The 22,645-nt window shown below is 70.1% G+C and carries 21 protein-coding genes and 1 tRNA gene; 12 read left to right on the top strand and 10 right to left on the bottom strand.

What is annotated here, in order from left to right; all coding sequences use genetic code 11:
- The 3 genes from ACWD3I_RS29850 to ACWD3I_RS29860 form a co-directional block, all read right to left on the bottom strand.
- Positions 1-427: ATP-binding cassette domain-containing protein (locus tag ACWD3I_RS29850; protein WP_365396622.1), on the bottom strand; the 427-nt coding region annotated here is incomplete at its 3' end.
- A 5-nt stretch (positions 428-432) separates the two neighbouring features.
- Positions 433-1,509: an ABC transporter permease gene (locus ACWD3I_RS29855; protein ID WP_451084218.1), complete on the bottom strand. Its 1,077-nt coding sequence runs from the start codon at positions 1,507-1,509 to the stop codon at positions 433-435.
- The gene (locus ACWD3I_RS29860) at positions 1,509-2,528 is read right to left on the bottom strand and encodes a sugar ABC transporter substrate-binding protein (protein ID WP_365402851.1); all 1,020 of its coding nucleotides are present in this window, start codon (positions 2,526-2,528) and stop codon (positions 1,509-1,511) included. Before ACWD3I_RS29860 ends, ACWD3I_RS29855 begins: the two co-directional genes overlap by 1 nt.
- Positions 2,529-2,801: 273 nt before the next feature.
- Between ACWD3I_RS29860 and iolC the strand changes: the two genes are divergently transcribed.
- From iolC to ACWD3I_RS29890, 6 genes are read left to right on the top strand one after another with little or no spacing between them, the layout of a single operon-like run.
- Complete coding sequence (iolC, locus tag ACWD3I_RS29865; RefSeq protein WP_365402854.1) at positions 2,802-3,764, top strand: 5-dehydro-2-deoxygluconokinase; 963 nt, start codon at positions 2,802-2,804, stop codon at positions 3,762-3,764.
- Positions 3,761-4,636 carry a Cgl0159 family (beta/alpha)8-fold protein gene (locus ACWD3I_RS29870; RefSeq protein ID WP_365402857.1) on the top strand — a complete coding sequence of 292 codons (876 nt, stop codon included), beginning with the start codon at positions 3,761-3,763 and terminating at the stop codon, positions 4,634-4,636. Before iolC ends, ACWD3I_RS29870 begins: the two co-directional genes overlap by 4 nt.
- A gap of 32 nt (positions 4,637-4,668) precedes the next feature.
- A complete protein-coding gene (gene iolB, locus ACWD3I_RS29875) occupies positions 4,669-5,550 on the top strand; it encodes a 5-deoxy-glucuronate isomerase (protein WP_365402860.1) in 882 nt (293 codons plus the stop codon).
- Positions 5,550-7,427 (top strand): 3D-(3,5/4)-trihydroxycyclohexane-1,2-dione acylhydrolase (decyclizing), encoded by a 1,878-nt coding sequence (gene iolD / locus ACWD3I_RS29880; protein ID WP_365402863.1) that lies wholly within the window; start codon positions 5,550-5,552, stop codon positions 7,425-7,427. The genes iolB and iolD overlap by 1 nt, the downstream gene beginning before the upstream one ends.
- A gap of 27 nt (positions 7,428-7,454) precedes the next feature.
- Positions 7,455-8,948 (top strand): CoA-acylating methylmalonate-semialdehyde dehydrogenase, encoded by a 1,494-nt coding sequence (locus tag ACWD3I_RS29885; RefSeq protein ID WP_365402866.1) that lies wholly within the window; start codon positions 7,455-7,457, stop codon positions 8,946-8,948.
- 27 nt (positions 8,949-8,975) lie between these two features.
- Positions 8,976-9,761, top strand: a complete 786-nt coding sequence (locus ACWD3I_RS29890) for a GntR family transcriptional regulator (protein WP_365402869.1) — start codon at positions 8,976-8,978, stop codon at positions 9,759-9,761.
- Here ACWD3I_RS29890 and ACWD3I_RS29895 read toward each other — a convergent pair.
- From ACWD3I_RS29895 to ACWD3I_RS29915, 5 genes are all read right to left on the bottom strand, one after another.
- Positions 9,751-10,554 carry a DUF427 domain-containing protein gene (locus tag ACWD3I_RS29895; protein ID WP_365402872.1) on the bottom strand — a complete coding sequence of 268 codons (804 nt, stop codon included), beginning with the start codon at positions 10,552-10,554 and terminating at the stop codon, positions 9,751-9,753. The two genes, ACWD3I_RS29890 and ACWD3I_RS29895, sit on opposite strands and share 11 nt — an antisense overlap.
- Positions 10,555-10,600: 46 nt before the next feature.
- Positions 10,601-11,584, bottom strand: a complete 984-nt coding sequence (locus ACWD3I_RS29900; RefSeq protein WP_365402875.1) for an aldo/keto reductase — start codon at positions 11,582-11,584, stop codon at positions 10,601-10,603.
- Positions 11,585-11,669: 85 nt separating this feature from the next.
- A complete protein-coding gene (locus ACWD3I_RS29905; RefSeq protein WP_267014274.1) occupies positions 11,670-12,338 on the bottom strand; it encodes an NUDIX domain-containing protein in 669 nt (222 codons plus the stop codon).
- A gap of 149 nt (positions 12,339-12,487) precedes the next feature.
- The gene (locus ACWD3I_RS29910) at positions 12,488-13,417 is read right to left on the bottom strand and encodes a carbohydrate kinase family protein (RefSeq protein WP_365402878.1); all 930 of its coding nucleotides are present in this window, start codon (positions 13,415-13,417) and stop codon (positions 12,488-12,490) included.
- Positions 13,414-14,100, bottom strand: a complete 687-nt coding sequence (locus tag ACWD3I_RS29915) for a class II aldolase/adducin family protein (RefSeq protein ID WP_365402881.1) — start codon at positions 14,098-14,100, stop codon at positions 13,414-13,416. The genes ACWD3I_RS29910 and ACWD3I_RS29915 overlap by 4 nt, the downstream gene beginning before the upstream one ends.
- Before the next feature lie 58 nt (positions 14,101-14,158).
- Here ACWD3I_RS29915 and ACWD3I_RS29920 point away from each other — a divergent pair, with 58 nt between their 5' ends.
- The gene (locus ACWD3I_RS29920; protein ID WP_365402884.1) at positions 14,159-14,836 is read left to right on the top strand and encodes a TetR/AcrR family transcriptional regulator; all 678 of its coding nucleotides are present in this window, start codon (positions 14,159-14,161) and stop codon (positions 14,834-14,836) included.
- 47 nt (positions 14,837-14,883) lie between these two features.
- Here ACWD3I_RS29920 and ACWD3I_RS29925 read toward each other — a convergent pair.
- Positions 14,884-14,957: transfer RNA gene (locus tag ACWD3I_RS29925), tRNA-Pro, on the bottom strand.
- 101 nt (positions 14,958-15,058) lie between these two features.
- Between ACWD3I_RS29925 and ACWD3I_RS29930 the strand changes: the two genes are divergently transcribed.
- The 4 genes from ACWD3I_RS29930 (at position 15,059) to ACWD3I_RS29945 (ending at position 19,169) form a co-directional block, all read left to right on the top strand.
- Positions 15,059-15,574: a DUF309 domain-containing protein gene (locus ACWD3I_RS29930; RefSeq protein WP_365402887.1), complete on the top strand. Its 516-nt coding sequence runs from the start codon at positions 15,059-15,061 to the stop codon at positions 15,572-15,574.
- Positions 15,575-15,803: 229 nt separating this feature from the next.
- Positions 15,804-16,577, top strand: a complete 774-nt coding sequence (gene cobF / locus ACWD3I_RS29935; RefSeq protein WP_365402890.1) for a precorrin-6A synthase (deacetylating) — start codon at positions 15,804-15,806, stop codon at positions 16,575-16,577.
- A gap of 59 nt (positions 16,578-16,636) precedes the next feature.
- A complete protein-coding gene (locus ACWD3I_RS29940; protein WP_365402893.1) occupies positions 16,637-18,709 on the top strand; it encodes an MDR family MFS transporter in 2,073 nt (690 codons plus the stop codon).
- 43 nt (positions 18,710-18,752) lie between these two features.
- Positions 18,753-19,169 (top strand): hypothetical protein, encoded by a 417-nt coding sequence (locus ACWD3I_RS29945; RefSeq protein WP_365402895.1) that lies wholly within the window; start codon positions 18,753-18,755, stop codon positions 19,167-19,169.
- On the opposite strand, the gene ACWD3I_RS29950 is transcribed toward ACWD3I_RS29945, so the two are convergent.
- Complete coding sequence (locus tag ACWD3I_RS29950) at positions 19,156-19,902, bottom strand: cobalt-precorrin-6A reductase (protein WP_365402898.1); 747 nt, start codon at positions 19,900-19,902, stop codon at positions 19,156-19,158. The two genes, ACWD3I_RS29945 and ACWD3I_RS29950, sit on opposite strands and share 14 nt — an antisense overlap.
- Positions 19,903-20,066: 164 nt before the next feature.
- Between ACWD3I_RS29950 and ACWD3I_RS29955 the strand changes: the two genes are divergently transcribed.
- Positions 20,067-22,577, top strand: a complete 2,511-nt coding sequence (locus ACWD3I_RS29955) for a hypothetical protein (RefSeq protein ID WP_365402901.1) — start codon at positions 20,067-20,069, stop codon at positions 22,575-22,577.
- The last annotated feature ends 68 nt before the right edge of the window (positions 22,578-22,645 follow it).

The following is a 22,645-nucleotide window of genomic DNA, read 5'->3' on the forward strand; positions in this document are numbered from 1 at the left end:
TCATCTTCTCGATGTCGAGGCGGCGCACGGGCCAGGGGCCCTTGGTGATCTCGGAGCCGAGGAAGAAGTTGCGCCACACCGGCATCAGCGGGACCACGGCGAGGTCCTGGTAGACGGTGGCGATGCCCTTGTCGAGGGCCTCGCGCGGCGTGGAGAAACGCACCGGGGAGCCGTCCACGAGGAACTCGCCCTCGGTGTGCTGGTGCAGCCCGGAGATGATCTTGATGAGGGTGGACTTGCCGGCGCCGTTGTCACCGAGGACACAGGTGACCTGGCTGGGGAAGACCTTCAGGTCGACACCGTGCAGGGCCCGGATGTTGCCGTACGACTTGCCGGCGTTGCGGAGTTCGACGATCGCCCCGTCGGTGGCGGGGGCGTCGTCGGCGAGGACGGCTCCGTGGGTGCCGGCTTCGTTGCTGGATGTCATTGCGGTCACCTCCGGGTCGCCGTACGGCTGACCCACAGATTGATCAGGACGGCGCCGAGGAGCATCACGCCGAGGAAGGCCTTGAACCAGTCCGGGTTCCAGCCGGCGTAGACGATGCCCTGCTGCACCATGCCGAACATGAACGCACCGAAGACCGGGCCGATCGCACTGCCGGCGCCGCCGGTCAGCAGACAGCCGCCGATCACCGCGGCGGAGATGTAGATGAGCTCCTGGCCCACGCCCTCGCCGGACTGCACGGTGTTGAAGGAGAACAGGTTGTGCATGCCGACGAACCAGGCACCGAAGCCGACCAGCATGAACAGGGAGATCTTCGTGAAGGTCACCGGGACACCGACGGCCCGCGCGGAGTCCTTGTTGCCGCCGACGGCGAAGATCCAGTTGCCGTACTTGGTGCGCAGCAGCACCCAGGTCGCCAGCGCGGCGAAGACCAGCCAGTAGACGATGGTGATCTTGATCTGGACGCCGCCGACCTCGAAGGAGGAGGCGAAGACCTTCTTGGCCCCGGCGAAGCCGTCCATGGTGCTGATGTCGTCGGTGGCCACGTTGTCGGTGACCAGCTTGGTCACCGCGAGGTTGACGCCCTGGAGGATCAGGAACGTGCCCAGGGTGATCAGGAAGCTGGGCAGACCGGTCTTGACCACCAGCCAGCCGTTGAGGAACCCGATCGCCAGCGACACGATCAGCGCGGCGATGACGCCCGCCCAGACGTTCAGGGTGAGCTGGTAGGCGAGCATGCTCGCGGTGAGCGCCGAGGTGATGACCGCGACGCCGGAGGAGAGGTCGAACTCGCCGCCGATCATCAGCAGCGCGACCGGGAGCGCCATGATCCCGATGGTGGACGACTGGTACAGGATGTTGGCCATCGAGCTGCCGTCGCGCACCGGCGGGGCGGTGATGAGGAAGAACACCCACACCGCCATGGCGCCGAGGAAGACACCGACATCGGGGCGGCCCAACAGGCGCAGCGCCAGGGATCGTTGAGCGGTCCGGCCGTCGGTCTCCTTCGGGCCGGGGGCCGGCGGTGTGGTCACCGCCGGCTCGGCATGCTGGGTCATACCCATCACCTGGTGCCCTTCGCGGCGAACGCCGCCACCTTGTCGACGTTGGTCTTGTCCACGAAGGCCGGGCCGGTCAGCACGGGCTGCTCGCCGCCGCCCATGTAGTTGCCGTTGTTCTTGTAGAGCCACAGCGAGTCGATCGCGAGGTAGCCCTGGAGGTACGGCTGCTGGTCGACCGCGAACTCGATGGTGCCCTTGCTGATGGCGCCCGTCAGGTCCTTGTTGAGGTCGAAGGTGGCGATCTTCGCCTTGCTGCCCGCGTCGGACACCGACTGCACCGCGGTCAGCGCGAACGGGGCGCCGAGGGTGACGATGTAGTCGATGGACTTGTCCTGGCTGAGCTTGGCGGTGATCGTCGACGTCACGGACGGCATGTCCGTGCCGTTGACGTTCAGCGTCTGCAGCTTGCCCTCGAAGGTCTTGTCGACACCTTGGCAGCGCTGGGTCAGGCCGATGTTGCCCTGCTCCTGGACGACACAGACGGCGTTCTTGGCACCGGCCTCGTTCAGCCGCTTGCCGAGCGCCTCACCGGCGACGGTCTCGTCCTGGCCGAAGAACTCCATCAGGCCGAGCTTCTGCCACTCGCTGACACCGGAGTTGAGGCCGACCACGGGGATGCCGGCCGTCTTCGCCTTGGCGATGACGTCCTTGAGGGCGTCCGGCTTGGCGAGGGTCACCGCGATGCCGTCGACCTTCTGGTCGATGGCGTTCTGGATGAGGCCGGCCTGCTTGGCGGCGCTGGGGTCGTTGGAGTAGACGAGCTTGACGTTGTCCTTGGCGGCGGCGGCCTCGGCACCCTTGCGGACGATGTCCCAGAAGGTGTCACCGGCCGACTGGTGCGTCACGAGCGCGACCGTCATACGAGGAGTGCTGGCCTTGCCGGCGGAGGCGCCGTCCGCGCTCTCCTCGGACTTCTTGCCCCCGGAACTGCTGGAGCAGCCGGCGAGGGTCAGGGCAGCTGCCGCGGCGATCGCCACAATCGGGGCGAATCTACGGGAGCGGGAGTGCGAAGAGCGGTCCATCTTTCCTGCACCTCACTGTGCTTCACGGGGGAAAGGGAGAGAGATCTCGGGGGATTCCGAGGCCCGGGATCTTGGCATGTCCGGGTCGCGAGCCGCAAATACGAAGGTTGTACTGGGACGGGATCCAATCCCTAGATGGACCCACTGTCAAGACTTTGTTAAGACATCATTTCACAAGCAGGTCCGAATGTAAGTACAAACTGTTGACAGGTTGGCCTCCGAGGCCTACACCTGGGAGGCGACAGGCCCCCTGGGACTCGAGGAGCGTCACACATGGCCGATTCATCCCAGCCCTTCGACTTGATCACGATCGGCCGCATAGGAGTTGATCTTTACCCACTCCAGACCGGCGTGCCACTGGGCGATGTGCAGAAGTTCGGAAAGTTTCTGGGTGGTTCGGCGGCCAACGTTTCGGTCGCCGCCGCCCGGCTGGGCCGCTCCGCCGCCGTGATCACCCGCACCGGCGACGACCCCTTCGGCACCTATCTCCACACCGCGCTCAAGGAGTTCGGCGTCGACGACCGCTGGGTGACATCGGTGGCCGCGTACCCGACGCCGCTGACGTTCTGCGAGATCTTCCCGCCGGACGACTTCCCGCTGTACTTCTACCGCCGGCCCAAGGCTCCCGACCTGGAGATCCACACGGAGGAGCTGGACTACTTCGCGATCCGCGCGGCCCGCATCTTCTGGATCACCGGCACCGGTCTGAGCGAGGAGCCCAGCCGCTCGGCCACGCTCGCCGCGCTGAAGGCCCGCGCCAAGGCGGGCACCACCGTCTTCGACCTCGACTGGCGCCCCATGTTCTGGCGTGACCCCGAGGAGGCCCGCCCGTACTACGCGGAAGCCCTGCGCCACGTGACCGTCGCGGTCGGCAACCTCGACGAGTGCGAGGTCGCCACCGGAGTCCGCGAACCCCTCGCCTGCGCGGAGGCCCTGCTGGCGGCGGGAGTCGAGCTGGCCGTCGTCAAGCAAGGTCCCAAGGGCGTGCTCGCGGTCCATCGCGACGGCACGACCGCCGAGGTCCCGCCGGTCCCGGTCGAGGTGATCAACGGCCTCGGCGCCGGCGACGCGTTCGGCGGCGCGCTCTGCCACGGTCTGCTGTCCGGCTGGGAGCTGGAGCGGATCATGCGGTACGCCAACGCGTCCGGCGCCCTCGTCGCCTCCCGTCTCGCCTGCTCCTCGGCGATGCCGACGGCGGCCGAGGTCGAGGGCCTGCTGAACGGAGTCTCGTCTTGAGCGCCGACATCCGCGACCTCGCCTCCCTCAGGGCCCGGCATCCGGAAGCGATCGCCGAGGCGGCCGCCCGCCGTGTGCGGCGCCCGCTGCTGGGCGACAGCGGCCGGCTGATGATCGTGGCCGCCGACCACCCGGCCCGCGGCGCCCTCGGCGTCGGCGACCGCAGGCTCGCCATGGCCGACCGCGCCGACCTGCTGGAACGCCTCTGTGTCGCGCTGTCGCGCCCTGGCGTGGACGGGGTGCTGGCCACCGCGGACATCCTGGAGGACCTGCTCCTGCTCGGCGTGCTGGAGAACAAGGTCGTCATGGGCTCGATGAACCGCGGCGGCCTCGCGGGCGCCGCCTTCGAGCTGGACGACCGCTTCACCGGCCACCGCGCCCAGGACCTCGCCCGGCTCCGCTTCGACGCGGGCAAGCTGCTGCTGCGCGTCGATTACGACGACCCCGGCTCGTTGACAACGTTGGAGTCGACGGCCCGCGCGATCGACGACATGGCGGCCCACCGCCTCCCCCTGTTCGTGGAACCGTTCCTCTCCCGGCGGCTCGGCGGCAGGGTCGTCAACGACCTCTCCCCCGAGGCCGTCACCAGGTCGATCGCCATCGCCTCGGGCCTCGGCGGCACCTCCGCGTACACCTGGCTGAAGCTGCCCGTGACCCACGACCCGGACGACATGGCGGAGGTCCTGGAGACCTCCACCCTGCCCGCGGTACTGCTGGGCGGCGAGGTCGACGACCAGGAGGCCGCCTACGAGCGCTGGCGCAAGGCCCTCAGACTGCCGACGGTCCAGGGCATGGTCGTGGGCCGCTCCCTGCTCTACCCCGCCGAAGGCAGCGTGGAGACGGCGGTCGACACGGCCGTCGGGCTGCTGTGACACGAGACGCACGCGAAGGAACGGAGGCACCGATGACATATCACCTTCCCGCGGGAAAGGCCCTCGGCGGCCCTTACCTGGTCGACGTGTCCCCCGAGTCGGCCGGCTGGGGCTACTCCGCTCTCCGCGTCCTGGAGCTGCCGCCGGGCGGCACCCACATCTTCGACACCGGCGAGAGCGAGTGGATCGTCCTCCCTTTGGCGGGCGGCTGCACGGTGACCACGGCCGACGAGTTCGGCGGTGACACGTTCCAACTCCATGGCCGGGAGAGCGTGTTCACGGGCGCCAGCGACTTCGCGTACGTCCCACGCGATTCCCGTACGACGGTCTCGACGACCGGCGGCGGCCGGTTCGCGCTCACCGGCGCGCGCTGCACGAGACGGCTGCCCGCCCGCTACGGACCGGCGTCCGACGTGCCCGTGGAGCTGCGTGGCACCGGGAACTGCTCCCGGCAGGTCAACAACTTCGGGGCGGCAGGGGTCTTTGAATGCGACAAGCTGATCGCCGTCGAGGTGATCACCCCCGGCGGCAACTGGTCGTCCTTCCCACCGCACAAGCACGACGAGCACCGCCCCGGTGAGGAGTCGGTGCTCGAAGAGATCTACTACTTCGAGATCGACGGCCCAGGCGGCTGCGGCTACCAACGCGTCTCACCGTCCGGCCGGGGCCGCAACACCGACGTCCTGGCCGAAGTGCGCGGCGGCGACGTCGTGTTGATCCCGGACGGCTGGCACGGACCCTCCATGGCCGTGCCCGGTCACCACATGTACTACCTCAACGTCATGGCGGGCCCCGAGGCCGAGCGCGTCTGGCTGATCCGCGACCACCCGGATCACGCCGGCATCCGCGACACCTGGCCCGACCAGCCGGTCGACCCCCGACTCCCCCTCTACACGGCACCGGAGAAGTCCTGATGAGCACGCCCACCCGCCGCCTGACCGTCGCCCAAGCCCTGGTGCGGTTCCTGTCCGTCCAGTACACCGAGCGGGACGGGGTGCGGCACCGGCTGATCGCCGGGACCTGGGGCATCTTCGGCCACGGCAACGTGGCGGGCCTCGGGCAGGCGCTGCTGGAGGCCGGCGAGGGGGTGATGCCGTTCCACCAGGGCCGCAACGAGCAGTCCATGGTGCACGCGGCCGTCGGTCACGCCCGCCACCTCGACCGGCTCTCCGCGCAGGCCGTGACGACGTCCATCGGCCCGGGCGCGACGAACCTGGTCACCGGCGCCGCCCTCGCGACGATCAATCGCATCCCGGTCCTGCTCCTGCCCGGCGACTACTTCGCCACCCGCACCGCCGACCCGCTCCTCCAGCAGCTGGAGCACCCGACGGAGGCTGACGTGTCGGTCAACGACACCCTGCGCCCGGTCTCCCGCTGGTTCGACCGCGTCACCCGCCCGGAAGCCCTGATCCCCGCGGCCCTCAACGCCATGCGGATCCTCGCCGACCCCGCGGAGACCGGCGCCGTCACCCTCGCCCTCCCCCAGGACGTGCAGGCGGAGGCCCACGACTGGCCGGAGGAGTTCTTCGCCGAGCGGGTATGGCGGGTACGTCGTCCCGCTCCCGATCCCGTCGAACTGGCCGAGGCGGTACGGGCCGTACGGTCCGCCGCCCGCCCCCTGATCGTCGCCGGCGGCGGCATCCACCACAGCAAGGCGGAGGAGGCGCTGAAGGCGCTCGTGGACGCCACCGGCATCCCGGTCGCCTCGACGCAGGCCGGCAAGGGCTCGCTGCGCCACGATCACCCCGCCGACCTCGGCGGCATCGGCCACACCGGTACGTCGGTCAGCGACGACCTGGCCCGCACCGCGGACCTGGTGATCGGAGTGGGGACGAGGTACACGGACTTCACCACCGCCTCCGGCACGCTCTTCCTCGACCCCGGCGTCCGGTTCCTCAACCTCAACATCACCGGCTTCGACGCCCACAAGCTCGCGGCGCGAACGCTGGTCTGCGACGCCCGGGCGGGGCTCACGGCGTTGACGGAGGCCTTGTCCGGTCACCGGGTGGCCCCGGCCTACGAGTCCGAGTACCGCTCCGGCAGGGAACGCTGGGAGCAGGTGGTCGACGCGGCTTTCGGCGCCGCCGACGAGAACGCCGTCCCGACCCAGACCCAGCTCCTCGGCGCCCTCGACGCGGTCGTCGGCGACGAGGACGTGGTGATCAACGCGGCGGGCTCGCTCCCCGGCGACCTGCACAAGCTGTGGCGGGCCCGCAGCCCCCGCCAGTACCACCTGGAGTACGGCTACTCCTGCATGGGCTACGAGATCCCGGCCGCGATCGGCGTCCAGCAGGCGAGCCCCGGCACACCCGTGTGGGCGCTGGTCGGCGACGGCACCTATCTGATGATGCCCACCGAGATCGTCACGGCCGTCCAGGAGGGCCTGCCGATCAACCTGGTCCTCATCCAGAACCACGGCTACGCCTCCATCGGCGGCCTCTCCGAGACGGTCGGCGCAGAGCGCTTCGGCACCGCCTACCGCTACCGCGCCGCCGACGGCACCTTCTCCGGCGCCCCGCTCCCCGTCGACCTCGCCGCCAACGCGGCCAGCCTCGGCATGGACGTACTGCGCGCCAAGACGGTGCGCGAGCTGCGGGAGGCACTCACCGCGGCCCGCGCCTCCGACCGGCCGACCTGTGTGTACGTCGAGACCGACACCGCCAACCCGGCCGCTCCCCCGACCGAGGCCTGGTGGGACGTGCCGGTCGCCGAGGTCGCCTCCCGCGAGGCGGCCGTACAGGCGCGCGGGGAGTACGACCGCCAGGTCGCCGACCGCCGCCGCCACCTCTGAACCACCGCTCAGGAAAGGCCCCGCACCATGAAGACCCTCACCCACTGGATCGACGGCAAGCCCGTCGAAGGCCTCTCCGGCCGCCACGGCGCCATCTACAACCCGGCGACCGGCGCACAGGAGAAGCAGGTCGCGTTCGCGACGGTCGACGAGGTGGACGCCGCCGTGGCCTCCGCCAAGGCCGCGTTCGAGAGCTGGGGCACCTCCTCGCTGGCCAGACGCACAGCGGTCCTCTTCAAGTACCGCGAGCTCCTGGACGCCCACCGCGACGAGATCGCCGAGCTGATCACCGCCGAGCACGGCAAGGTGCACAGCGACGCGCTCGGCGAGGTGGCGCGCGGCATGGAGATCGTGGAGCTGGCCTGCGGAATCAGCGTGCAGCTGAAGGGCGAGCTGTCGACGCAGGTCTCGACCCGGGTCGACGTCGCCTCGATCCGGCAGCCGCTGGGCGTGGTCGCGGGCATCACCCCGTTCAACTTCCCGGCCATGGTGCCGATGTGGATGTTCCCGCTCGCCATCGCCTGCGGGAACACCTTCGTGCTCAAGCCCAGCGAGAAGGACCCCTCGGCCTCCTTCCGACTGGCCGAACTCGCCTCCGAGGCGGGCCTGCCGGACGGTGTCCTCAACATCGTGCAGGGCGACAAGGTGGCCGTCGACCGTCTTCTGGAGCACCCCGACATCGAGGCGGTCTCCTTCGTCGGCTCGACACCGATCGCCAAGTACATCCAGCTCAGGGCGGTCGAGCACGGCAAGCGTGTGCAGGCCCTCGGCGGCGCCAAGAACCACATGCTGGTCCTGCCCGACGCCGACCTGGACTTCGCGGCCGACCAGGCGATCAACGCGGCGTACGGCTCGGCGGGCGAGCGCTGCATGGCCGTGTCGGTGGTCGTGGCGGTCGGCGACACGGGTGACGAACTGGTCGGCAAGATCGCCGAGCGCGCGGAGAACCTGAAGATCGGCCCCGGCAACGACCCGTCGAGCGAGATGGGCCCGCTGATCACACGCGAGCACCGCGACAAGGTGGCGTCCTATGTGACGTCGGCCGCCGACCAGGGCGCGGTGGTCGTCGTCGACGGCACCGGTTACTCCGTCGAGGGGCACGAGGACGGCTTCTTCCTCGGCGTCTCGCTGCTGGACAAGGTGCCGCTGACGGCGGACGCCTACCGGGACGAGATCTTCGGTCCCGTCCTGGTCGTGGTGCGCGCCGAGTCGTACGACGAGGCCATCAAGCTGATCAACGACTCCCGTTGGGGCAACGGCACCGCGATCTTCACCCGGGACGGCGGCGCCGCCCGCCGCTTCCAGCTGGAGGTCAAGGCGGGCATGGTCGGCGTGAACGTGCCGATCCCGGTCCCGGTCGGCTACCACTCCTTCGGCGGCTGGAAGGACTCCCTCTTCGGCGATCTGCACGTCTACGGCAACGACGGTGTCGCCTTCTACACCCAGGGGAAGGTGATCACCACGCGCTGGCCGGACCCGGCCGACGCGGGCATCAACCTCGGTTTCCCCAGCCACTCCTGACACTTCCTCAGAAGGGAGGGACGTTCCATGGCGAAGACCGGCGGCTCCTCACGTGCCGCTACCGCCCCCGCGCTCGATTCCCTGGACTTCGCCCTGGACCGGGGCAGTCCGGTGCCGCTCTACTACCAGCTCGCCCAGCAGCTGGAGGCGGCGATCGAGCACGGGGCCCTCGCCCCGGGAAACCTCCTGGGCAACGAGATAGACCTGTCCGTACGCCTCGGCCTGTCCCGGCCGACGGTCCGGCAGGCGATCCAGTCCCTCGTCGACAAGGGGCTGCTGGTCCGGCGCCGCGGGGTGGGCACGCAGGTGGTGCACAGCCAGGTCAAGCGCGGCCTCGAACTGAGCAGCCTCTACGACGACCTGGAGGCCGCCGGACAGGGCCCGACCACGGTGGTGGTGCGCAACGAGCACGCCCCGGCGTCCGCCGACGTGGCCGCCGCGCTCGGTGTCGCGGAGGGCAGCGACGTCGTCGTCCTGGAGCGGCTGCGCGCCACACACGGCCAGCCGGTCGCGATCCTGTGCAACTACCTGCCCGCGACACTCCTCGAACTCGACTCCGCCCGGCTGGAGTCGACGGGCCTGTACCGGCTGATGCGCTCGGCGGGCATCACCCTGCACAGTGCCCGCCAGACCATCGGGGCCCGCTGCGCCACCGCCGAGGAGGCGACACGCCTGGACGAGAAGGCCGGGGCCGCGCTGCTGACGATGCAGCGCACGGCCTACGACGACACGGGCCGGCCGGTCGAGTACGGGACGCACATCTACCGTGCGTCCCGGTACGCGTTCGACTTCCAGCTGCTGGTCAGGTCCTGAGGCTCGCGGTGAACGGCGTGACCGGCCGCTCCCTGCGTTCGCCGTCCACGGTGATGTCGACGGCCTCGTTGTAGAAGGCGAGGAGTCCCTTGACCGGGGCCACCGCGAGCAGCGGCTCCGGGTAACTCCACAGGATGTTGCGGGGGATGTCGCCCTCGCCGCGCCAACTCCAGTACTCGGCCGTGCCCTTGTACGGGCAGCCGGTGCGGTGGTCGGTCGCGGTGAACAGGTCGAGGCGGACGTCGTCGCGGGGGATGTAGTACCGCGTGGGCAGCGAGGTCTCGAAGAGCAGTACCGGTCGCCGGCTGTCGGCGACGACGGTGCCGGCGATCTCGACCACGACATGGCGGCTGCTGAGCAGGGCGTCCACCCGTTTGTGCGGGTCACGGGGGTGGATGAAGATCTCTTCCTCCTCCTCGTACCAGTGGTCCAGGCCGCTGTCCCAGTGCCGGAACCACTCGAAGGCGATGTGCCCTGCGAGGTCGTCGGCCGGGAAGCTCCACGCCGCGTTCTCCACGAGTTCGCCGTCGACCTCGAGGTCGTAGAAGATCTGCGATCCCGTGTGGGCGCCCGTGCGCGGGTTCTTCGCCGGGCGGAGGAGGTCCGTGCGGACCTCCTCGCGGGGGAACGCGTAACACGGGACGGGGACACCGGGCTCCCAGACGAGGACCGGGTGGCGGCTGTCGACGACGGCGACGTCGCGTTTGCAGCCGCGCACCCAGCGTTCACCGGGCTCCCAGACCAGGCCTTCGGGGGTCGTCCGGACGGATCGCTCGGTGGGGAACAGGCTCATGGCGCACTCTCCCTTCGGCTCCTTTCGGAGCCTACTGCGGCCGTGGTCAGTGCGCCGCGTCCAGCCGGGCCCGCTGCTCCTCGGTCAGCTCCAGGTCGATCGCGGCCAGGTTCTCCTCCAGCTGAGCCACCGACGACACTCCGGCCAGCGGGAGGATCGGCAGTGCGCCGCCGATCTGCCAGGCCAGGACGACCTGGTTGACGGTCGCGCCGGTCTCCCGGGCCACGTCGTGCAGGACCTGGAGGCGGGCCGCGGTGCCCGGGTGGTCGAAGTCGGCGGGGAGACGGTCCGGGTGCGTGTAGGCGCCCTTGAGCAGGGGCGAGTACGCGACCAGGGTCAGGCCGGGCTCCTCGCGCAGATAGCCGAGGAGGTCGGGTCCCGCGTGGCCGAGGCTACCGTCGGGGAAGAGGTCCTCGGGGACGTCGTAGCGCGGGCGGAGGTGGCTGTGGGCGTACTGGAACACCTCGTAGCCGGGCAGCCCGGCCGCGGCGGCGATCGACCGCGCGCGCTCGACCCGCCACACCGCGTGGTTGCTGACGCCGAGGAGGCCGACCGTGCCCTCGGCGACCAGTTCGGCGAAGCCCTCGACGGTCTCCCGCAGGGGCACCGCGTGGTCCTCGATGTGGGCATAGAGCAGATCCAGCTTGTCCACGCCGAGCCGTTCCCGGCTGCGCTCGGCGGCCTCGCGGATCACCTTCGCGGACAGGCCCTCCGCGTTGTCGATGTAGCTGGTGCCGGGTGCGAGCGGGCGGGCGCCGAGCTTGGTGGCGATCACGATCTCGCCGCCGATGCCGCGGCTGCGCCGCCAGCGCCCGAGAAGCTCCTCGCTCTGGCCGCCCTGGCCGCCGTCGATCCAGAAGGCGTAGTTGTCGGACGTGTCGATGAAGTTCCCGCCGGCCTCGACATAGCGGTCGAGCACGGCGAAGGCGGTCTCCTCGTCGGTGCGCGAGCCGAACAGCATCGCGCCGAGGGCGAGCACACTGACCTCGCGGCGGGTCTTCGGGTCGGTGCCGATGGTGCGGTACCTCATGGGAAATCCCTCCCGTTCACGCATCCGCATTCGGGGTGCGCGAACGGGAGTCTGCAACGTGAAGTGCACTTCAAGGCAAGGGGATTCACGCCTTACCGGCGAACGGTCCCTCCAGAGCCGCCCATTGCAGCAGCATGATGGTCTTCGCGTCGGCGATCTCCCCCGCGCGGATCATCTCCAGGGCCCGGCGGAAGGGTAGTTCGAGGATCTCGATGTCCTCGCCCTCCTCGTCCAGGCCGCCGCCCTCGTGGGTGTGGGTCGAGGGGCCGTACTCGGCGGCGTAGAAGCTGACCCGTTCGGTCACGGACCCCGGACTCATGTAGACGTCGAAGACGTGCCGGACCTCACCGATGGTGTGCCCGGTCTCCTCGATCACCTCACGCCGTACCGCGATCTCCGGGTGCTCGTCATCGTCGTCGAGCAGCCCGCCCGGCGTCTCGACCAGCATGCCGTCGGGGTGGCCGTTGACGTACACGGGGAAGCGGAACTGCCGTGTGAGGAGGACGGTTTCGCGTTCGGCGTCGTAGAGCAGCATGGTGGCGCCGTTGCCGCGGTCGTGGGTCTCGCGCTGCTGGGTGCTCCAACTGCCGTCGGCGAGTTGGAGGTCGAAGGTGGTGGCCCGCTCGACGTACCAGTGGCTGGACAGGAGTTTCACGTCGCGGACCTTGACGCGGGGGTTGCCGGTCAGGTCGAGGCCGGTGCGGTGGAGGCCGGTGCGGCCCCGGCCGTCGGGAGTGTCGATGCCGGCGGTCATCGGGCGTCCCGGGTCGGGCGGAAGATCAAGGTGGTCATGTCTCCCTGTCTATCAGCCCCGGGAGATTCGGTGCGGGCACCGCGAGAAGGCCTTCGAGCGGATGCACCACGGAGGCGTCCCGCGCTCCGTGGTGCTCCTGCGGCCTCAGCTCACGTGCGCACCTTGGCGGTCATGGAGAACTCGTCGGCCTCGGCGAGGTCGAAGTCGCCGTGGTCGCTGCCGAGCCCCTGCGCCACCAGCGCCGCCGCCGCACTGCCCAGAATGGCGGCCTCTCGCGGCGTGCGGTCGAGGCTGATGCCGCGCAGGAAGCCGGCCGAGAAGGCGTCGCCGCATCCGGTCGTGTCGACGACGTCGATATCGAAGGCGGGGACGCTCTCGGTGCCCTCGGCGGTCACCAGCAGCGCGCCCTCAGCACCGCGGGTGACGGCGACGAGCCCGGCCCCGGCGGCGACCAGCTTCTTCGCGCCGGTCACGAGGTCGTCCTCGCCACTGAAGCCGAGCACCTGGTCGTCGTTGGGCAGCAGGTAGTCGACGTACGGGAGCAGCGGCTCGATCTGGTCGAAGGTGCCGAGCTCACCGGGGGCGAGAAGGTCCACGGAGGTGACGACGTCATGCTCCTTGGCGTGCGCCAGGATGCGCGCGGCGACGTCGGCGCCGATCAACTCCGGTCCGCCCAGGTGGAGATGGGTCGCCTCGGCGACCGCGTCCCAGGGGACGTCGTCGAGGCCGTAGGTGATGTTGGCGCCGAGGAGGTGGAGGGAGGGACGGTCGCCGTTGGGGCGGATGGGCAGGACGCTCGCGGAGGTGGAGGTGTCGATGCGCCGGACGAGCAGCCCGGTGCCGATACCGGCCTTGTCGAGCAGCTGCACCAGCAGATCGCCCGTCGGGTCGGTGCCGATCGCTCCGGCGGTACGCACCTGCGCGCCGAGCTTGGCGAGGGTGAGCGCGGTACCGGCGGCCGTACCGGCGGCGGTCATGCGTATGTCATCCACCAGGGTGGCGCCCTGCCCCTCGGGTATGGCCTCCACCGGCCGTACCAGTACGTCCAGTACGTGCACGCCCATCGTGACGACCTTCATCGGGTTCCCTCCTGCACAGGTGGTACGGATTGTGTGGTGCCGTAATTGCGTGCGACGGCGGCCTCGATGACCGCGAGTTGCTGCTGTTCGTCGAGGACGCGGGGCTGCCCGAGGGCGGCCGCGCTCTGATACACCCCGCAGGCCCACTCCAGCAGCAAGGCGTGCTCGACCGCCTTGTCGAGCGTCGGGGCGTGGGTGACCGCGCCGTGGTTGGCCATCAGTGCTCCGCCGCGGCCCTCCAGTGCGGTGAGCACCGACTCGGCGAGTTCCGGGGTGCCGAAGGTGGCGTACGGTGCCACGCGTACGGTGCCGCCGAGGGTGAGCAACTGGTAGTGGATGCAGGGCAGTTCGTCGAGGACGAGGGAGAGCGCGGTCGCCATGGGCGCATGGGTGTGGACGACGGCGCCGGTGCCGTAGCGGTGGTAGACACCGAGGTGCAGGTCCAGTTCCGAGGTCGGCCGGAGGGCTCCGGACACGATCTTTCCGTCGAGGTCGACGACGGTCACCTGGTCCGGGGTGAGGTCGGCGAGGACCGCGCCGGTGGCGGTGATCGCGACCCGGTCGTCCGTGCGCACGCTGACGTTCCCGGCCGTGCCGATGAGGAGTCCCTCGGCGCCCAGCCGACGGCAGGCGCCGGCAACGGCGGCCCGCTCCCCGCTCCACGCCGAGCTTGAGTCGGTCATGCGCGCGACGCTAACCTAAACATGAAACAAAGTCACGTTCACGTTCGGAGGTTGTTGCGTGGCCGATCCCATCACGGACACCGACTGGGCGGCGGGCGTCGCCTCGCTGCGCCGCACGCCCCAGCAGGCCCGTAGCAAGGCCCGGCTCGCCCGGGTCCTGGAGACCGCCGAGCGCGTGCTGGTCGAGGAGGGCGTCGAGGCGCTCACCACGACCCGGATCGCGGCCGAGGCGAGGGTCTCGGTCGGCTCGCTGTACCAGTACCTGCCGGACCGGGGCGCGATCATCGAGGCCCTCGCGGCCGGGTACTTCGCGAAGCTGGAAGCCGCGATGGACGACCTGGTCGGCGCGGCCGCCGCACAGCACTGGGACGACCCGGTCGGCATCCTCATCGACGCGTTCGCCTCCATCTACCGCACCGAACACGGCTTCCGAGCCCTGTGGTTCGGCAGCGGCCTGACCGAACAGACCCGCGCAGCCGACCGTGAGCACAAGCGCCGTATGGCCGACGGCATCCGCCGTATACTCCTCGCCCTCGACCTCGCCGAGGACGACGAGGCGCTGGCCCGCACCTGCCACGCGGCGATGCTGGCGGCCGACGCGCTCGCCCAGGAGGCGTTCCGGCGGGACCGGGCGGGGGACGCTGCGCTGCTGGACGAGGCGAAGGTCATGCTGCGGGGGTATCTGGGGGATGTCGCGGCGCGCTATCGGGGCGGGGCGACACACGGCGACCGCTGAAACGCGACCGGCGGACCTGCCTCAGGCAGATCCGCCGGTGAACACCGTCGGGACGACAGGATTTGAACCTGCGACCCCTTGACCCCCAGTCAAGTGCGCTACCAAGCTGCGCCACGTCCCGGTGCGTTTTCGCGCGGTGAACCGCGTGATCGCGCGAAGAGCACTTTACCCCACGTGGTGGGCCGCCTCGAAGACGGCCCGGCCGCGCGGGACAATCGGGATATGGGCAGTACATCCTCAGGACGGCAGGCCGACGCCAGGGACCGGGACGACGAGGGGCGGGCACGCAACGCCCGGCCCCGGGACGGGCTCGGGCGGCCCCTGCCGTACGGCGCTGACGGGATCGAGCGGCAGCCGGAGGGGGTCGTACGCACCCCCGAGCGGAGCGTCGCGGAGGCACAGGAGCTGCTGGACGCGGGCAAGCCCTTCCACGCGCACGAGGTCTTCGAGGACGCCTGGAAGTCCGGGCCCGAGGAGGAACGGGCCCTGTGGCGGGGTCTGGCCCAGCTCGCGGTCGGCCTCACGCACGCGGCCCGGGGCAACGTCACGGGCGGGGCGCGGCTGCTGCGGCGCGGGGCGGGGGCGATCGAGGAGTGGGCGTCGGCCCCGGGGCACTCCCAGCCGTACGGGATGGATCCGGCCGGGCTCGCCGGATGGGCTCGGGAGCTGGCGGAGGATGTGGAGCGGGGAGGCGGGGCCGTGGACGCGGCGCTGCGGGCACCGCGCCTGCGGCAATGACGCCGGATTCGGCGCCGGCCCGGAGCGCCTCGAGCCGTGGGCGCGCGCCCGGGTCTCGGACCGGGCCTGGCGTCGAGGGAGTCCCGGAGCGAGTACACAGCCGCAGCTCCACGGACCGAACTCGTCCCAGGGCACCGCGCCGGACCTCGGGCGCGACCTCTCCCGCGGCCTCGTGCCACGCCCCGGACGCGGTGCCCACCCTGTCAGTGCCGTACGGCAGACTCGGGGCGTGCGAAAGATTCATGTCATCGGTATCGGCGCGGGCGACCCCGACCAGCTCACCCTCCAGGCGGTCAGGGCGCTGCGGAGCACGGACGTGTTCTTCGTCCTGGACAAGGGCGAGGTGAAGAGCGACCTGACGGATCTGCGCCGAGACATGCTGGAGGCGCACATACCGCAGGGGACGTATCGCGTCGTCGAGGCGCGGGATCCGGAGCGAGACCGCAGGGCGGGCGGTGCGGCCTACTCGCCCGCCGTCGGGGACTGGCGCAGCGCCCGTGCCGAGATCTACGAGCGGCTGATCACCGAGGAGCTGGGCGAGGACGAGAGCGGTGCGTTCCTGGTGTGGGGCGACCCCGCGCTGTACGACAGCACGCTCGGGATCCTGGAGGAGATCCTCGACCGGGGTGCCGTCGGCTTCGAGTACGACGTCGTGCCCGGCATCAGCAGTGTCTCCGCCCTCGTCGCCCGGCATCGCACCGGACTGAACCGGGTCGCCCGGCCCGTGCAGATCACCACCGGACGGCGGCTCGCCGAGGGGTTCCCCGAGGGCGTGGACGACGTGGTCGTGATGCTCGACGCCCACCAGACCTTCCGGCAGTACGCGGACGAGGACATCGACATCTACTGGGGCGCCTACATCGGCACCCCGGACGAGATCCTCGCCTCGGGTCCGATCGCCGAGGCCGCGCCCCGGATCGAGCGGCTGCGGGCCGAGGCCCGGGAGCGCAAGGGCTGGATCATGGACACCTATCTGCTGCGCCGCAACCCCGGGGAGCGGTAGGGGACCCGAGCGGCCCCGTCCCGCATGCGTCACTGGGCCACCGGTGTGACCGTGGCCTCGTGACCGTCACCGAGGAAACCGCGCCGCCCGCCGCAGAGCCGCCGGTACTGGACAAGCGTCGTCGCAACGTCGTCTTCGTGACGATCATGCTGGGCATGCTGCTGGCCGCCCTGGACCAGACGATCGTCGGCACGGCCCTGCCGACGATCGTGTCGGACCTGGGCGGCGCCGAGCACATGTCGTGGGTGGTCACCTCCTATCTGCTCGCGGAGACCGTCTCGACGGTCCTGGTGGGCAAGTTCGGCGACCTGTTCGGCCGCAAGGTGGTCTTCCAGGTCTCGGCGATCGTGTTCATCACGGGTTCGTTCCTGTGCGGTCTCGCCGGGAACATGACCCTGCTGATCGCCTGGCGGGCGATGCAGGGCATCGGCGCGGGCGGTCTGATGGTGACGTCGATGGCCCTCATCGCCGACGTCATCCCGCTGCGGGAGCGCGGCAAGTACCAGGGCGCCATCGGTGCCGTCTTCGGGGTCGCGACCGTCATCGGGCCGCTGCTCGGCGGTCTGTTCACCGACCATCTGACCTGGCGCTGGGCTTTCTACGTCAACGTCCCGATCGCGATCGTCGTGGTCTTCGCCGCCGCCCGCACGATCCCGGTGGTGAAGTCGGCCTCCCGGCCGATCATCGACTATCTCGGCATCGCGCTGGTCGCGGTCGGCGCCAGTGCGCTGATCCTGGCGACGAGTTGGGGCGGCAACGAGTACGCGTGGGGTTCGGGCGTCATCATCGGCCTGTTCGTCGGCGGCACCGTCGCCCTCGGTCTGTTCTGCTGGGCGGAGACCCGGGCGCCTGAACCGATGCTGCCGATGCGGCTGTTCAGGAACCCGGTGTTCACGGTCTGCTCGATCCTCAGCTTCATCGTCGGCTTCGCCATGCTCGGCGCGATGACCTATCTGCCGAGCTATCTGCAGTACGTCGACGGCGACTCGGCCACGGTCTCCGGGGTACGGACGCTGCCGATGGTCATCGGCCTGCTCATCGCGTCCGTCGCGAGCGGCAACGTGGTCAGCAAGACCGGGCAGTACCGGATCTTCCCGATCGTCGGCTCCCTGGTGATGGGGGTCGGGCTGTATCTGATGTCCCTGATGGGGCCGGGTACCGGTGCCTGGCTGGAGTCGCTGTACATGTTCGTGCTCGGTACCGGAATCGGTCTGTGCATGCAGGTGCTGACGATCGCCGTGCAGAACACCGTCGACTACACCGACCTGGGCACCGCCACCTCCGGTGTCACCTTCTTCCGCACGCTGGGCAGTTCGTTCGGCACGGCCGTCTTCGGCACCATCTACGCCAACTCACTGAAGCCCAACCTCGAGGACGGGGTCGCGCGGGCCGCGCAGGCGGGCAGCGGTCTCGACCCGGCGGCCATCGCCAAGGCGGCGACCAGTCCGGAGGGCGTGCACAACCTGCCGTCGGCGGTGGCCGCCCCGATCATCGACGCCTACGCCGACACCATCCAGACCGTCTTCCTGTGGACGGTGCCGGTCGCGGCGCTGGGCTTCGTGGTCGCCCTGTTCCTCAAGCAGGTCCAGCTGCGCGACAGCGCGCGGGCGGGCTCGACCGACATGGGCGAGGGCTTCGGGCAGCCGTCCGGGGCGGACTCGCAGCGGGTGCTGGAAGCGGCGGTCGGAAAGATCATCGGCACCACGGGGCTGGAGGACGCGCGCCGTATCGTGGCGGCGTCCGACACCCGTCTGGACATCGCCGGTGCCTGGGCGGTGATGCAGGTGGAGCTGTTCACGCGGATGACGGGCCACGCCAGTCTGGGCCTGATGGCCGCCCGCCGTCACATGCCGCCCGAGGTGCTGCTGCCGGTCTTCGACCGGATGGTCGACGAGGGCTACCTGACCCGCGCCGGCAACCTCTTCTCGCACACCCACGCGGGCACCCGCGAGGCCCATGTCATCGGCAAGGCCTGGGCCACGTGGCTGGAGGAGCGGGTGCAGGAGGACATCGGCCGCCCGGCGGGCACTGATCTGCTGGCCGCGGTCGACGCGATCTCCAAGCGTCTGCTGGTGGAGGACCTGGGCAACGGGCTGACGGAACGGTCCGGCGAACTGGCCTCCACCCACTGAGAATCCATGTGCGGACGGGCCGGGCAGTCGGCATACTCCCGGCATGCCTCCCCTCCGCTTCCACGATCCCGGCCTCGACGCGCACCACTTCGGCGACTCGGTGCTGGTCCGCTGCCCGCGCTGCGACCGGATCGCGCACTTCGAGCGGAGCGCACCGCCGCAGCCTCGGGTGATCTGCCGGTCCTGCGGTCTGTGCCGGCCCACGAACCGGTGCGCCTGGCCGAAGCTGTGGCTGCGGACCGAGACCCGTCACGGCACGGTGTCGGCGTACAACCTCGAACACCTCGACCTGCTCAGGCGGTTCGTGGCGGCGGACCTGCGCGAGCGCGATCCCTGGTACGAGCACGGGCGCAAGATGACGTACATCGGCCGGCTCCCCGCCTGGATCAAGAGTGCCAAGAACCGCACCGAGGTGCTGCGCGCCGTCGACCGCATGCGGGCCTCGGTCATCTCCGGCTGAGGCCCAGCCACTCCAGGACCCCGGCGACATCGGGCACCGTCTCCCTGTCCGCGGGCAGCGGGGGACGTCGTACGACCACGACGGGCAACGCCAGTCGGCGTGCGGCCGTCAGTTTGGCGGCTGTCGCCGCTCCCCCGCTGTCCTTCGTCACCACGACGTCGATGCAGTGCGTGGACAGCAGCGCGGACTCGTCGTCCTCGGTGAACGGGCCGCGTGCCAGGAGGACTTCGGTGCGCGGCGGCATCGGCGGCTCGGGCAGCTCCACGGAGCGTACGACGAAGTGGAGTTCGGTCAGGTGCGCGAAGGCCGCGAGGCCCAGGCGGCCGGTGGTGAGGAACACGCGGGGGCCCAGCAGTGGCAGCAGGCCGGCGGCCTCCGCCAGTGAACCGACCGGGTACCAGCGGTCCTCGGGCCCGGGCCGCCAGCCCGGGCGGCGCAGCACCACCGCCGGTACGCCGGTCGCGGCGGCGGCCCGGGCCGCGTTTTCCGTCATGGCCTCGGCGAACGGATGCGTGGCGTCGACGAGGGCGTCCACGCGCTGCTCCCGCAGCCAGTCTGCGAGCCCGTCCGCACCGCCGAAGCCCCCGATCCGCACGTCCCCGGTGACCGCTCCGGGGCGTTTCACGCGACCCGCGAGCGAGGTGGTGACGCGGACTCCGGGCAACGCGGTGAGCGCGGCGGCGAGTTCACGGGCCTCGGTGGTGCCGCCGAGGATGAGGACGTGGGGGGCCATGAAGGAAAGCGTACGAAGGGCGTGCCGGAGAGCGGGCACGGGGGGTTCGTTCGATTTCCGCTGTCTGTACGGTTCGATACGGCCGCCGCTACACTTCGTCGGTGCAGGGACTTCCTTGGATACATTTTCGCGTATTTCGGGTTGCCGGGGCAGCACTCTTGGCGTTGTTCGCCACTTTCCTCTGCTACCGGGTTGTGCCCGAGATGATGTGGACCGTCGAGACCGTGGGCAAGGATTTCACGGCCGACGAAGAGACCCCCGATGAAGTCACCTACTGGCTCGGCTTCTCCGAAGGACAGGAGAAGCGCACCTCGACCTATTCGCTTTCCTTCACCGAGAACAGCGGCGGCGAACTCGAGGTCAGCGGCGAGGAAGTCCTCACCGTGCCCCTGGGTGATCCCCTGGCCGCGGTACTGCGGCACGGCGGTGTCACGTCAGACTGGTCGAACTTCGTGTGGGCGATGGCCTGTTCCGTCCACACCCCCGCTTCCGGCTGGACCTATCCCCAGGCGCCACGGATCACCGTCCGCGACGATCAGGTCATCGCGAGTTTCCCGATCCCCCGCACCACCCTCGATCTGACGGACGCGACGTCGATCGGCTTCTATTGCGGCTATGACAGCAGCGGCCGGAACACACCTCCGATAGGCCGGCGCGACTTCGATTTCACCGCGGAGGGGTATTCGTTCACCGGAATACACGAGGTGAATCCGTACGTCCAGGAACCGCACTCGGTCAAAGTGCGTACCCACGAGCCCGACGCAGGATTCCACATCTACCTGGCCCCGGACGGCAGCGGTGCCGCTCTCGCCACCGACGAGAAACCGGAACCCGAGGACGCCCTCCGCAATGAGCTGGCACTGGTACTCGCGGCCGCCGGCATCGGCCTGCTGCTGGCGCGTTCCCGGTTCCCCCGTCTCCCTGTGGGCGTCTCCGTCGCGGTGACGGGCATCAGTACGACGACCGGCTTCGTTCTCGCCACCTCGGACAGTTCCCGTCTCCGGGACGGAACGCCGGGGACCTTTCTGATCGACTTCTCCTTCGCGTGGTGGAGCCTGCTGCTGCCCGCCCTGCTGGTCATCGCCGTCACCCGCCATCGGGACAATCAGGGCCTGCCACCGCTCCCGCACCTGCTGAGGTACGGCACAGTCGCGCCCTTCGCTGCCGTGGTCCTCGCCGTGCTGGCGGTGCTCGTCCGGTACGCCGACCGGGTGCACGGCCCATGGCTCGTCGCCATCGGCTTCGTGGCGGTCGCCCAGCTCGCCTGGGCCTCCGAGATGCTCGGGCGCGGCCCATGGGTGGGCGCGGGACTCGGCTCCCTGTTGTTCACCGGTCTCTGGCTCGCACCCCTGCTGGAGGCTCCCCTTCCGGTCGGCCCCACGTTCGCCCTGGTGGCCGGCTGCTCGCTCTCCTGGGCCGCCGCACTCACGTTCTGCGCGCGCGGTCTCGGCGACTGGCGGATCGGCGCCCTGGCCCTGACCGCCTTCTGCGCCGTCCTGTGCCTCTTCCCCGCGAGCAAGTACCTCACCTGGAGCGGGGACGACGCTCTCTTCCGCGCGGTGGCCGACGCCACGGCCTCGTCCGTCGCCTACGGGCTGATCGAGCTGGCGGCTCTGGCCGCCGCGGCGGCCTGCGCCACCGTCGTCCTGCGGCGGGGTGCCGAGGCGGACGCCATGCGGGACGGTGACGTCCGCCTGTGCGGCGTACTGCTCGTCGGCCTGTCGATCAGTCCGCTGATGGCCAACGTGTCCTTCATGGCCAGCGATGTCATCGCCTGCGTCCTCGGAGTGATCACCTTCTGGTTCCTGCTGCCGAGGACCAAAGCGGAATTCGCCTACCGCCTCTCCCGGCTCAGCCCGGGAGCCTATGTGCGTCTGATGCACGCGGAGGCACGCAACCGGCTCCACCGGCAGGCCTGGATGGGTTTCCACAAATCGGCTCACAGCTCACTGAGCACCGAGGAGACCGGGGCCAGGGAATTCGAGATGAAGTGGCGCGACTTCGCCGAGCGGCCCATCCCGCTCAGAAACAAGCACTTCGTCTCGACGAACCCCGCACTGGCCAGCAGCGCCGCCCGGACACCCCGTCAGAACGCGCTGGAGACCGGGATCCTGGGTCTGGTGTTCGCCACCCCCGTGATCGTCATCGACCTGCGGTCCTGGGAATCGGTCTTTCCCGCCGTCTCGCTCACCGAACTCACCATGCTCGCGCTGCACATCCTCCGCTGGGCCGTCTATGCCGCGTTCTACGGCTACTTCTACCCAAGGCTTCCCGGGCAGGTTCCGGTCGCCAAGTCGACGTTCTTCCTCCTGGCGGTCCTCCTCCCCGAGCTGACCCTCATCCCCTTGTCCGCGCCGTATTCCACCCGCGAGACACTGACCGTTCTGCTGCTGCGCACCGGAGAGATCATCGTCTTCTGCTACGGCCTGGGCCTGTCCTGGGAGATCCGGCTGGCCCGGTTGGCCGGCCTGCCGTGGAGCGGTCTGCGCGATCTGCGCCGGCTGTCCACGATCACCGCGCCCGCCGCCACCGTGATCGTGGCCATGGCCACCACGGTCGCGACCGCGCTGGCGGGTGCGGCGACCGTGGCGATGCTCCAGTCCGGCCCGGCCAACCCCGAGGCGCCCGCCGTTCCGCAGAGCCCCTCACCCGCGAGCCCGACCGTCACGCCCTGAAGTGTGAGGGTCGTGTGGCATGAGTTCGGATCGCTCCGCCGGCCCGGGCGGATCGCTATCGTCCTGCC

It is taken from the genome of Streptomyces sp. NPDC002817 (assembly GCF_053592055.1).